The following is a 13,032-nucleotide window of genomic DNA, read 5'->3' as shown; positions in this document are numbered from 1 at the left end:
TAAATCTAATTCAAAAGCTTTTTTATTGACAACTGTAGTTTTAGAAATCTTATCGTGCCAACCATTTTCTCCTAAAAAAGATAAAACTTAAAAGGAATTATTCTACAAAGACTTCTCATAAAATAATCTTTCGTGGTAGGTGTAGAACCATCTATCATCACAACTTTTGTTCCGGTAACTAATTTGCCAATAGAACGTCCTTTTGTGATAGATTCTATCAGAAAGTAATAAAAAACTAAAACAATTGCTGCTATAATATTATAAATCAAATTGCTTTCAGGTAATTGGAAATTCATCATTACTGCTACTACACCTAATATCAATCCAATAATAAATGTACATATCAAGTATACTATGCCATCTATTAAATAATTTGCTAATCTCAAACCTTGATTGGTTTTGTGTTCGCCAACTTTGTAATCTTGATACATAATGTTTAGTGTTAATTAGTTGTAAATATATGATAAATGATAATTTTAGTGGAATTATTATTAAATTTTATCTTCCATCCAACGTCTAAGGTTGATATAATTGGTATTTCTACGCAACAAATTTTCATTGTCCGAATCTTTCAAGAAATCATCTAATTCTCTGAAAGCTTTAACTTTTTCATGAGGATACAAATCATTTAATTCAATAAAAAATAAACTAATTTTTCGTGTAATAATGTTACTATTTTTCATCTTTTTACAGAATTGATGCGTTTTGTACGAATACATATCCAATTCTTGATCGTTGCCAGAATCATATAAATTCATCATAATCAAAACCAAGGTGTAAAAATGTAAATCTTCTTGAATTGTAGATTCACTATTGATAATTTTTTGACAATAATCAAAGGAATTATCCCAATCTTTATTCAGAAAATAATACGCAGCTATTTTTAGATAAAGCACTAAAATATGGTGGTTATCGATTTTATGTTGATGCAATTTTATTTCGCGCAAAATATCTTTAATTAAAAAAGGGCTAATATTTTCTTTTGGATTAATGAAAAAATAATTCAGTTTACTATTAAATTTATTGATAAACCAAAGCGCTTCCACATTATCATTTTGAGGCAAAATCTCGTAAACAGATTCCAATTTATCAAACCAAAATTTGAATTCTTCCGAATTTTTTTTCAGATATAAAATTTTCAATAAATATGAATTTCCTTTGATAAACCAAACAGGGTGACTAAGAATTCGCTCTTTTTTCTCGTAAAATAACTCAACCCATTTTTTAGAAAATTCATAGGCAGAATGTAGGTTTTGCGTTAACATCGACAACCAAACATTTGCTTTATAAAACCACAATTTCTCTTTGAATTTTAATTTCTTGAAATCGATATTTTTTGTTTCCGAATCAAAGAAATTCTGAATTTTCTTAATTTCTTCTTCATCTTTTGCATATCCATTTTCAAGCAAAATGCTATATAATTTCAGCGATAAATTAGATAATTTACTCGCTTGTAAATTCTGTAAACTTAACTCTTCCGATTGTTCAATCAATTGATCTGCACGACCAGAAATACTTCGTGTAATAAATTGCGATTCGATAATTTTTTCGAGCTCTAAAATATCATAAGCAATAGCTTTTTCGTCAAAATCTAAGGCTTGAGTTTTGGCTTTGTCCAACATTTTTAGACTTTGCTTGTGCAAGCCTTTTTGGTATAAAATTGTAGCAAAATCAAATTGTTCACGTATTTGCATACGCGAATTCTGTTGCGAAGGATTCATTCTCAAGCTAAACAAAATTTGCTTGTATAAATGCGCTTTTAGATTTGATAATTGTTGTTTTGTGGTAATTTTTTTCTTCAAAATTGACGTTTCATCATATTCTTCCAACTTATCCAACGCTTCAAATAATAACAAAAATTTTGCATCTGCATTAATTTGCAAACGATTTACATAAAGCTTGAATTGACGTTTTTCGGAACGATTAAGCGACTTTATTAAACTAAATAGTGCGTCTTTGTTATGATTTGACATTGTAATTAAATTATATATAATAGATTGAAAATGAAATAATTGAATAAAATATTTCGGCTTTAAGAATTGTAAAACCTATTTCAATTTGAAAATTTAAAGTTAGTACAATTTTAATTTTACATCACAATAACAAACAAAACTAATTGCAATGAGTGCTGAGAAGATTCAAATTTTTGATACGACACTGAGAGATGGAGAGCAAGTGCCGGGGTGTAAGTTAAACAAAAAACAGAAGTTAGAAATTGCGGCTCGATTGGACGAATTAGGCGTTGATATAATCGAGGCTGGTTTTCCAATTTCAAGTCCTGGAGATTTCGAAGCCGTAAATGCAATTTCAAAATTAGTGAAAAATGCCACAGTTTGTGGTTTAACTCGCGCAAACAAAAAAGATATAGAATCTGCTGCCAAAGCTTTGCAATATGCGGTAAAACCAAGGATTCATACTGGAATTGGAACTTCGGATTCTCATATTATTCACAAATTTAATTCGAATCGTGAAGCGATTATCGAACGTGCAGTTGAAGCGGTTGCTTATGCAAAAACATTTGTAGATGATGTTGAGTTTTATGCTGAAGATGCAGGAAGAACGGATAATGCTTTTCTTGCTCAAGTTTGTGAAGAGGTGATCAAAGCTGGTGCGACGGTTCTTAATATTCCAGATACAACGGGTTATTGTTTACCTTTTGAGTACGGAAATAAAATTAAATATTTGAAAGATCATGTTCAAGGGATTGATAATGTGATTATTTCTTGTCACAATCATAATGATTTAGGTTTAGCGACAGCGAATGCAGTTGCAGGAGCAATAAATGGAGCACGCCAAATAGAATGTACGATTAACGGAATTGGAGAGCGCGCTGGTAATACAGCTTTAGAAGAAATTGTGATGATTTTTAGACAACACAAAGAATTGAATTTCTATACAGATATCAATGCTCAAATGTTAACAGAATTAAGCCAATTAACTTCTGAAACAATGGGAATGATGGTGCAACCAAACAAAGCAATTGTAGGATCGAATGCTTTTGCTCACAGTTCTGGAATTCATCAAGATGGTGTGATTAAAAATCGTGAAACATACGAAATTATCAATCCAGCAGATGTTGGTGTCAATGAATCCTCTATTATTCTGACAGCTCGTAGCGGGCGTTCGGCGTTAGCTTATCGTCTGAAAGATATTGGTTTTAATACATCTAAAAATGAATTAGATATTTTATATGAACAATTTTTAGAAATCGCAGATTTGAAGAAAGAAGTTGTTCGCGAAGATTTACTTGTATTAATGCATCAGTTTAACCAAACAACACAAAGAAAATTTGCATGAGAACATTATTCGATAAAGTGTGGGATGCCCATGTTGTCAGCCAAGTAGAAAATGGACCCCAAGTTGTTTACATTGATAAACATTTGATTCACGAAGTAACAAGTCCACAAGCTTTTGCAGAATTAGAAGCGAGAAATATTCCAATTTTTCGTCCAGATCAAATTGTTGCAACTGCGGATCATAATGTACCAACGATCAATCAAGATCAACCAGTTCGAGATCCATTATCAAAACAACAATTAGAACAATTAGCAATTAATTGCGAAAAAAATAATATTACATTTTATGGCTTAGGTCATCCGTATCAAGGAATTGTTCACATTATTGCGCCAGAATTGGGCGTTACACAACCGGGAATGAGTATGGTTTGTGGTGATAGTCACACGTCTACGCATGGTGCTTTTGGAGCAATTGCTTTCGGAATTGGAACAAGCCAAGTGGCGCAGGTTTTTGCAAGTCAATGTTTGTTGATGAATAAACCAAAATCGATGCGAATCAAAGTGAATGGAAAATTGAATCCAAATGTTCAACCAAAAGATGTGATTTTGTATATCATTTCTAAAGTTGGAACAAATGCAGGAACAGGTTTTTTCTGTGAATATGCAGGAGATGTTTTCGAGAATATGTCGATGGAAGGTCGAATGACCGTTTGTAATATGTCGATTGAAATGGGCGCTCGTGGCGGAATGATTGCACCAGACGAAACAACTTTTGCTTATTTAAAAGATAAACCATTTGCCCCGAAAGGAGAAGAGTGGGAGCAAAAAGTAGCGTATTGGAAAACTTTACCAAGTGATGCTGATGCGATTTTTGATGAAGAAATAGAATTTGATGCGGCGGATATTTATCCAATGATTACGTTTGGTACGAATCCGGGAATGGGAATTTCGGTGAAAGATATCATTCCATCAAAAGATTCGTTAAGCGATAATGAAAAAGAATCGTTTGAAAAAGCATTGAAATATATGGGTTTCCAAGATAATCAATCAATCATCAATCATCCAATTGATTATGTGTTTATCGGAAGTTGTACCAATGCAAGAATCGAAGATTTGCGTGAAGTGGCAAATTATGTGAAAGGAAAACAGCGCAATGAAAATGTAACAGCGTGGATTGTTCCAGGATCGAAACAAGTAGAAAAGCAAGCGATAGAAGAAGGTTTGGATAAAATTTTTGAAGCTTCTGGATTCAGATTGCGCGAACCAGGTTGTTCGGCTTGTTTGGCGATGAATGACGATAAAGTTCCAGAAGGAAAATATTGTGTTTCGACTTCGAATAGAAATTTTGAAGGTCGTCAAGGTCCAAATTCTCGTACATTATTAGCAAGTCCTTTGATTGCTGCTGCTGCTGCAATTCATGGAAAAATTGTTGATATCAATTAAAATTTACTCAAAATGGATTCAATCAATCAATTAAAATCATCGGCTGTTCCGATTAAAATAGAAAATATAGATACCGATCAAATTATTCCAGCTCGTTTCTTGAAAGCAATTAGTAGAGAAGGTTTTGGAGATAATTTATTCAGAGATTGGCGATTTAATCAAGATAATCAATCAATTGATAACTTTCCGCTGAATGATTCAAAATATGCAGGAAAAATATTAGTTGCAGGTAAAAATTTTGGTTGTGGTAGTAGCCGCGAACACGCTGCTTGGGCAATCAAAGATTACGGATTTGATGTGGTGATTAGTTGTTATTTTGCAGATATTTTCAAAGGAAATGCATTGAATAACGGAATTTTACCAATCGTTGTTTCAGATGAAATTTTAAATCAAATTTTTGAAATCATCGATCAAAATCCTTCAACAGAATTTGAAGTTAATTTAGAAAATCAAACCTTAAAAATTCAAGATCAAACCATCTACTTTGATGTTGATTCTTATAAAAAAATCTGTTTATTAAATGGATATGATGACATCGATTTTTTAATCAGTCAAAAAGATAAAATAGAAACTTACGAACAAAACCATAAATCTTTACAACATGAAAACGCATAAAATTGCAGTACTTTCTGGCGATGGAATAGGACCAGAAGTCGTTTCGGAAACAATAAAAGTTCTGAAAGTCGTAGAACAAATTTTTAAATATAATTTCGAATTTGAGGAAGCTTTGATTGGTGCAATTGCAATAGACGAAACGGGAAATCCTTTGCCTGATGCGACATTGCAATTATGTAAAGATGCAGATGCGGTTTTGTTTGGTTCTATTGGAGATCTAAAATATGACAATAATCCGAACGCTAAAGTTCGTCCCGAACAAGGTTTGTTAAAGCTGAGAAAGGAACTTGGTTTATTTGCAAATATCCGTCCAATTAAGGCTTACGAATCTTTGTTGGGGAAAAGTCCATTGAAACGTTCGCACATCGAAGGAACAGATATGGTTATTTTTCGTGAGTTGATTAATGGAATTTATTTCGGAGAAAAATTTACGGCGCAAGATGGTTCGCATGCCTATGATACGTGTTCGTACAATAGAAAAGATATTGAACAAATTACACATTTAGCTTTTCAGGAAGCAATGAAACGTCGTAAAAAAGTAACGTTGGTAGACAAGGCAAATGTGTTGGACACGTCTCGTTTGTGGAGAAAAGTTGCGATGGATATTAGCCAAGAATATCCAGAAGTTGAATTAGATTTCTTGTTTGTTGATAATGCAGCGATGCAATTAATTATCAATCCAAAACAATTTGATGTGATTTTGACTGAGAATATGTTTGGCGATATTATTTCGGATGAAGGAAGTGTAATTGGAGGAAGTATAGGTTTGTTGCCTTCGGCTTCTATTGGTACAGAAAATGCATTGTTCGAGCCTATTCATGGTTCGTATCCACAAGCAAAAGGAAAAGGAATTGCAAATCCTATGGCTTCTATTTTGAGTGCTGCAATGATGTTGCATTATTTGGGATTAGAAGAAGGTGCGAAAGCAATAGAAAATGCGGTGGAAAATGCGATTAATAATTTGATTGTAACTTCAGATTTAGATGAAACGAGTGATTATTCGACATCTGTTGTAGCAAATTATATTGCGAAGATATTATTGAGCGATCATGATCATCATTCATATTTCAATTTTGAAAATGTATTGATGGGAAAATCGACGATTATATAGTTTTTATTATTTATGACTTAATGAAAAAGCCATTCAGATTTCTGAATGGCTTTTTCTATTGTATATTTTTATGAGTTGATGATTACATCATTCCTGGCATTCCGCCTCCCATTGGCGGCATAGCTGGCTCATCTTTTTTAATTTCTGTAACAACCGCTTCAGTAGTAATTAACATACCTGCAACAGAAGCAGCGTTTTCTAATGCAACACGAGCAACTTTAGTTGGATCAATAACTCCAGCCTCGATCATGTTTACATATTCGTCAGTTTTTGCATTGTATCCGAAATCACCATTTCCTTCTTTTACTTTAGCAACAACTACAGAACCTTCTCCACCAGCGTTGTGAACGATTTGGCGTAATGGTTCTTCAACTGCACGCGTTACAATTTTAACACCTGTCGCTTCGTCAGCATTTGTTGTGTCAATTGTTAAGTTAGATAAAGCTCTAACGAAAGCAACACCACCACCAGCAACGATACCTTCTTCTACAGCAGCGCGAGTTGCGTGTAAAGCATCATCAACACGGTCTTTGATTTCTTTCATTTCAACCTCAGAAGCAGCACCAACGTATAATACAGCAACACCTCCAGCTAATTTAGCTAAACGCTCTTGTAATTTTTCGCGATCGTAGTCAGAAGTAGTTGTTTCTACTTGCGCTTTAATTTGGTTAACACGAGATTTGATTTGCTCAGCATCACCAGCTCCGTTAACAATAGTTGTATTGTCTTTGTCGATAACTACTCTTTCTGCAGTACCTAACATTTCTAAAGTAGCAGTTTCTAACGTAATTCCTTGCTCTTCAGAAATAACAGTTCCTCCTGTTAAGATTGCGATATCTTGTAACATTGCTTTTCTACGATCTCCGAATCCTGGTGCTTTAACAGCAGCAATTTTTAAAGATCCTCTTAAACGGTTCACTACTAAAGTAGCTAAAGCTTGACCTTCAACTTCTTCAGAAATGATTAAGAATGGACGACCTGATTGAGCAACTGGCTCTAATAAAGGTAAGATTTCTTGTAAGTTAGATATTTTTTTCTCACATAATAAGATGTAAGGATTCTCTAATTCAGCAATCATTTTATCTGCATTTGTAACGAAGTAAGGAGATTGATATCCACGATCGAATTGCATCCCTTCTACAACGTCAACATAAGTTTCTGTTCCTTTCGCTTCTTCAACAGTGATAACACCTTCTTTTCCAACTTTAGAAAAAGCTTCTGCGATTAATGATCCTATTGTATCATCGTTATTTGCAGAGATAGAAGCAACTTGTTTGATTTTTTCTGATGAATCACCAACTTCTTGAGATTGCTCTCTTAAGTTAGCAACGATTCCTGCAACAGCTTTATCAATACCACGTTTTAAGTCCATTGGGTTTGCACCAGCAGCAACGTTTTTCAAACCTTCGCGAACGATAGCTTGAGCTAAAACTGTAGCAGTTGTAGTACCATCACCAGCAACGTCGTTTGTTTTAGAAGCAACTTCTTTTACCATTTGCGCACCTAAGTTTTCGATTGGATCTTCCAATTCGATTTCTTTTGCTACAGAAACTCCGTCTTTAGTTACATGTGGAGCACCGAAAGATTTTTCTAAAACTACGTTACGACCTTTTGGTCCTAATGTTACTTTAACTGCATTTGCTAATGCATCAACACCTCTTTTTAAAGCGTCTCTTGATTCAATATCGAATTTAATATCTTTTGCCATTTTTATTTATGTTTTGATGTCTTAAGTCTTAAGTCTTAAGTCTTAAGTCGAATATGATTAAAAATTAAAAAATAAGTTACTTTGTACTTAATACATTTTACTTATTACAACTAAATTTAGATAATTGCCAAAATATCAGCTTCACGCATGATTAAGTAATCTTTACCTTCTAATTTTAATTCAGTTCCTGAATATTTACCGTAAAGAACTTTGTCACCAACTGCAACTGTCATTGGTTCGTCTTTTTTACCATTACCAACTGCAACTACAATTCCTTCTTGTGGTTTTTCTTTTGCTGAATCTGGGATAATAATTCCTGAAGCTGTTTTAGTTTCTGCTGGAGCAGGCTCAATAACCACTCTATCTGCTAATGGTTTAATGTTTAATTGTGACATATTTGTATTTTTTATTTTTTCTAAATTGATGATTTTTAATCAACGAAAAACGTGCCAATAGCCAATTTCTGCCATTATGGATAAGTTAATTGTAATGAGAAAAAATAAAAATGCCAAGCTGTCAGACAACTTGGCATTTAAAGTAATTTTTATGAATAATTATTTTTTGATAATCACTTTTTTCGTGAATTGTTCGTTACCTGCTTCAATCGAAACAATGTAAACACCATTTGATAAATTCGATAAATTAACTTGTTGAGATTTCGAAGAATTTAACGTGTTTGAATAAACTGTTCTTCCTGCTAAATCTGTCACCGTAATTTTACCTGATGTAAATGATTTTGTAAAATCTAAATTGATAATTCCATTTGATGGATTTGGAGAAATCGTAGCTAAATCTTTCGAATTGATTTCAGAAGTTGCTAATTTATCAGAAATTTCAAAATTTGCAGCATTTACAGCTAAGAAAACATTATCAATCGCTTTAATCATAATGCGCGCTTCTTTTGTCAAGGTAACATTTGTTGGAACTGTAAAATCATATTTTCCATTATTTGGAACTGATTCAGCTAAAACATAATCAAATGTTTTTCCACCATCAACCGATAATAAAATTTTTACGTTTTGTGTATCAATTCCATTTGCATCCGTTCCCGCAACATCCCAAGTAATTGATGCTGGATAATTTTGAGTCCAATAATCAGTTGTTGCTTGCGAAGTCACTTTGAATGGACCGAAATCTTTTGTAACAAGTACAACATTTTTACGATCAGTTTGACCTCCTTTAGGATTGTTATCTCTAACTAAAAGAGAGAATTTTAGCGTACGAGCAACGCTTGGAATAACTTCCCAGTTCATAGGAGCTGGATTTGTCTCTAAAGTTAATTTACCATCAACAATTGATTGTAAATTAGGGAAGTATCTGTATCCTACTGTAGTTGGATTAAGAGATCGAAATGTTGGTCCATTTTTATTAGTAGATACAGGAGGTTGTGTAGCTATTTGTGTATCTGTTTGTTCCCAGTTGTATGTTATTGCGTCTCCATCAGGATCACTAGCTGTTGCTTCCAAAACAAAAGCGGTTGAGTGAGGAATGTTATATGACAATTTATCTAGAACAATGACAGGTTCATTGTTTCCTGAATCAGTATTTACTGAACAACTTCCATTTGTAGAAGTAACAAAATTATATATATTACTAACACTTACAGTAGAAAAATAAGGGTCACTATTATTTTGTACATTAGGAGGACAAATACCAGCATAAGCCATAATGGTACTTCCACTACCAGGTTCAACTGCTGTAGCGCCTGAGCGATTTCCACTACAAGAATTGTTAAAAGTATGTGGTGCTCCAAATTGGTGTCCCATTTCATGAGCTACATAATCGATATAGAAAGGGTCATTTATAGGTGCTCCTAATCCAGTTACACCTCCTGCTTTAATTGTGCTACAAGGACTTTGTAAGTAAGCTACTCCACCACCACCAGTAGAAAAAACATGGCCAATATCATAATTATCTACACCTATTTCTCTGTCTAAAACAATTTGATTTTCTTTTAGCATAGCACTTCCACTATTGTTGGTGTATTCATCTGTTGTAATAAAAATAATTTTATCATTATTTTCCACTAGTTCCATTGTTACACCAAACTCTTTTTCATAAACACCATTTACACGAGTCATAGCTACATTTATAGCTGAAATAACAGCTGCTAGTTTTTCTTCATTGGTACCAGATGATAATCCAGCTCTATTTACATGGTATCTAGAGTACTCTATAGTTGTCGCTAAAGCTAAACGGTATTTTCTCATTTTACCATCAATAGCAGTTTTATTCGTAGGTATATCATTTGTGATTTGATTGATTAATTTCTGTTGATATACATCATCTGTATGACAAGAAAAATTAATATTATCATCAACATTTTTTCTACTATAAGAAATGTAAGTTGACAAATCTTCTGTATAAGCATCAATATAAGAAATATCGTGACCTTTCTGTATCATTGCACTAAAACCGTGATAAGGAGAATAACTAAAACGGATTGTAGCTTTTCCATCAACAGATTTCCCTACATAAGATTTAATCGTGTTATATTTCTCTTGTAATTTAGGCGCCATAATAGATGCTTCTTCAACAAGATATTTTGTTATTTCTCCATTTTCATTCGGAATGTTTACTAACTGAGCATTATTATTCCCTTTGTTGGCAATAGAATTTAAGTCATTAAGTAAACTTGTAACATCTAATTTAAATAATGTAAATTCTTTAGGAACAGTTGATCTTTCAACTAAATTAGTAGGTTGAAAATTTTTATTTTTCAATTCTTGCCAATGATTACTTTGCGCAAAAACCGAACTTCCTCCCATCAGAAGAGATAAGATAATAAATTTTGTTTTCATAAATTTCAATATTCTAGTGTTAAATAATTAATTTCTTTAGGTATTTCTATAAAAAATAAGTTGATAGATTTATCAGCTTCATCTTTATATTGATGTAGTTTTAAAATGTTTTTTTTAGAAGAACTAGTTAATTCAGAGATTTCGTAACGATCAATATCTTCTTTACAAATAACTGCAATATTTTTATTTGAGAAGTCAATTATTTCTAATGGTGCATTTCGTTGTCCTGGAATAATTAATGACGTTTGAAATTCATCAAAATCTTTCATATTTGTAAAAACTTTTACTTCATTTTTACATCCTTTTCCATCAAATGCAGTTCTAAAAATATTTAATTCATTCATAGAAATAGTTTTTAAAACTTTTTGTTGACCGCATCCGATAAAAAATAAAGATATTAATAGTATAAAGAAGTAATAGTGTTTCATATTCAGTGTTTAGGACTAAATTATGAATAAATATTCAATATAAGGCATTAAAAAACGCGAATCATTCGATGATTCGCGTTTTTTGATTTATTTTCTTATCAAAATTACTTCGCTGGTTGAGCTGGTAATTGATTTTGACTTGCTCCGTTTGCAGCAGGTTGCGTTGGTAAATTATTAGCCGGTGCCGTAACATTTGGCTTAATTGGTTTTATCGCATTTGGATTTTCATGCGAAGCACTTGCTCCAATAATCAATACGATTACAGCGATAAATAATCCCCAAGTTGTGTTGTCTAAGAATTTATTTGTTCTTTGAACTCCAAACATTTGGCTTCCTCCGCCACCTCCGAAAGTAGAAGATAATCCTCCTCCTTTAGGGTTTTGAGATAATACGATTAGTACTAATAATACACATAAAATCATGATAATAATCATGAAAAACTGAAATAGTCCCATTTTATTATTTAGAGTTTTTTAAATTTTCAATTTCTTTAATTCGATTTGCAAATAAACTATTTTTTTCTGGATATTTCAAAATTAATATCTTATAAGCTTTAATTGCCTTATCATATTTTTTTTGCTCAATATAAATTTGAGCCAAAGTTTCGGTCATCAAATCCGAATATTCTTCCGTATTCTGAACGAAATTTGATGGTGTGTTGACTGGTGTAATATCCGTTTTTTTCATCGGAACGATTTTCGGATTTTTTTCCAAAAAGTCATCAATCAACTTGTATTTTATTTCTCTTTCTGCAATTTCTTGTTCTTCCTCAATCTCTTGTTGTGTTTTTGATTGAGAAGGAACTTTTTTCAACCAATCTGAAAAAGAAAACGTCGATTCATCCGAATTATTTTCAATGATCTCTACTTTTTCTTCAATCATTTCAGGTTCAGATTCTTCAATTGCTTCAGCATTTTCAGACAATCCTTCTACAATTTCTTCTTCCTGATTATCTTCTATTGTTTCAATTACTTGCTGAGGTTCAGATTCAAAAATTTCAATTCCAGAAGTTTGTTGAACAGCATTTTCTATATCATTTTCAGAAGTCAAATTTTCTTCTTTCGAATTATTTTCTACCACAACTTTATTCGTGATTTCAGCAACTTCGTTCAATTCTTCATCCGAAATAATATCAACCACATGATCTGTTCTCAATTCCGATTCTTCTGTATCATTTTCGATCATTTCGTCCACAATATCTTCATTAATTTCATCAGAATTTATGTCAGAAACAACTTCAATTTCTTGGTTTGATTCTTCTTTTTCTTCAATGATTTCATCAACAACTTCAACTGTTTCGTTATTGTTTTCGATGATTTCAGAAGTAGAATTTTCTAAAATTGGTTCAGAAATAATTTCGTTTTCAACTAATTCTTCCACTTTTTCTTCTTCAATTTCAGGAGAAATAGTTTCATTTTCTACTTTAATCTCTTTCTGAATTGGTTCCGAATTGATGTAATGATACAAATCGACACGATTGCTGCTGTGAATTGACGTTTTGTTCAAATAATCCTCAAAAGAAGGATGATTTTCCTTTTTCAAACCATAAAGTAACAAAGCACGCAATGTGTAGAAATACGGATATTTTTCTACCTCTTTTTTAAGAAGTGGAATGTCCGATTTCTCGACTTCGTACGGATGTGCTACTAAATATTCAATTCTGGTCATTGCTCAAATATAAGGTTATTTT

12 protein-coding genes are annotated in these 13,032 nt (G+C 32.5%); 4 read left to right on the top strand and 8 right to left on the bottom strand.

Features of this window, described 5'->3' with window-relative positions; all coding sequences use genetic code 11:
• Positions 1-71 precede the first annotated feature (71 nt).
• Both HXZ74_RS13150 and HXZ74_RS13145 read right to left on the bottom strand, forming a co-directional pair.
• A complete protein-coding gene (locus HXZ74_RS13150) occupies positions 72-431 on the bottom strand; it encodes an RDD family protein (protein ID WP_115001726.1) in 360 nt (119 codons plus the stop codon).
• A 60-nt stretch (positions 432-491) separates the two neighbouring features.
• Positions 492-1,973 (bottom strand): hypothetical protein, encoded by a 1,482-nt coding sequence (locus HXZ74_RS13145; protein WP_115001724.1) that lies wholly within the window; start codon positions 1,971-1,973, stop codon positions 492-494.
• Positions 1,974-2,121: 148 nt separating this feature from the next.
• On the opposite strand from HXZ74_RS13145, the gene HXZ74_RS13140 reads away from it, so the two are divergent.
• Genes HXZ74_RS13140 through leuB form a run of 4 tightly spaced genes read left to right on the top strand, consistent with a single transcriptional unit; the run spans position 2,122 to position 6,405 of the window.
• On the top strand, positions 2,122-3,297 hold the full coding sequence (locus HXZ74_RS13140) for a 2-isopropylmalate synthase (RefSeq protein ID WP_115001722.1): 1,176 nt from the start codon (positions 2,122-2,124) through the stop codon (positions 3,295-3,297).
• Positions 3,294-4,679, top strand: coding sequence for a 3-isopropylmalate dehydratase large subunit (leuC, locus tag HXZ74_RS13135; RefSeq protein WP_115001721.1), 1,386 nt, complete (start codon positions 3,294-3,296; stop codon positions 4,677-4,679). Before HXZ74_RS13140 ends, leuC begins: the two co-directional genes overlap by 4 nt.
• A 12-nt stretch (positions 4,680-4,691) precedes the next feature.
• The gene (gene leuD, locus HXZ74_RS13130) at positions 4,692-5,294 is read left to right on the top strand and encodes a 3-isopropylmalate dehydratase small subunit (protein WP_115001719.1); all 603 of its coding nucleotides are present in this window, start codon (positions 4,692-4,694) and stop codon (positions 5,292-5,294) included.
• Positions 5,281-6,405, top strand: a complete 1,125-nt coding sequence (gene leuB, locus HXZ74_RS13125) for a 3-isopropylmalate dehydrogenase (protein ID WP_115001717.1) — start codon at positions 5,281-5,283, stop codon at positions 6,403-6,405. The genes leuD and leuB overlap by 14 nt, the downstream gene beginning before the upstream one ends.
• An 82-nt stretch (positions 6,406-6,487) precedes the next feature.
• Here the strand turns inward: leuB and groL are convergent, their stop codons facing one another.
• The 6 genes from groL to HXZ74_RS13095 form a co-directional block, all read right to left on the bottom strand.
• Positions 6,488-8,113, bottom strand: a complete 1,626-nt coding sequence (gene groL / locus HXZ74_RS13120) for a chaperonin GroEL (protein ID WP_115001715.1) — start codon at positions 8,111-8,113, stop codon at positions 6,488-6,490.
• Positions 8,114-8,229: 116 nt separating this feature from the next.
• On the bottom strand, positions 8,230-8,508 hold the full coding sequence (locus HXZ74_RS13115; RefSeq protein ID WP_019975019.1) for a co-chaperone GroES: 279 nt from the start codon (positions 8,506-8,508) through the stop codon (positions 8,230-8,232).
• Positions 8,509-8,667: 159 nt separating this feature from the next.
• Positions 8,668-10,914, bottom strand: a complete 2,247-nt coding sequence (locus tag HXZ74_RS13110) for a zinc-dependent metalloprotease family protein (RefSeq protein ID WP_286475776.1) — start codon at positions 10,912-10,914, stop codon at positions 8,668-8,670.
• A gap of 5 nt (positions 10,915-10,919) precedes the next feature.
• Complete coding sequence (locus HXZ74_RS13105) at positions 10,920-11,258, bottom strand: hypothetical protein (RefSeq protein ID WP_115001712.1); 339 nt, start codon at positions 11,256-11,258, stop codon at positions 10,920-10,922.
• Between the two features lie 188 nt (positions 11,259-11,446).
• A complete protein-coding gene (gene secG, locus HXZ74_RS13100) occupies positions 11,447-11,797 on the bottom strand; it encodes a preprotein translocase subunit SecG (protein ID WP_038332909.1) in 351 nt (116 codons plus the stop codon).
• A gap of 4 nt (positions 11,798-11,801) precedes the next feature.
• A complete protein-coding gene (locus tag HXZ74_RS13095; RefSeq protein ID WP_115001710.1) occupies positions 11,802-13,010 on the bottom strand; it encodes a tetratricopeptide repeat protein in 1,209 nt (402 codons plus the stop codon).
• Positions 13,011-13,032: the final 22 nt, after the last annotated feature.

Origin of the sequence: Empedobacter sp. R750, assembly GCF_030324345.1 — a bacterium.
GTDB classification, from domain to species: domain Bacteria; phylum Bacteroidota; class Bacteroidia; order Flavobacteriales; family Weeksellaceae; genus Empedobacter; species Empedobacter falsenii_C.
This window is presented reverse-complemented; position numbering and strand designations above follow the sequence as displayed.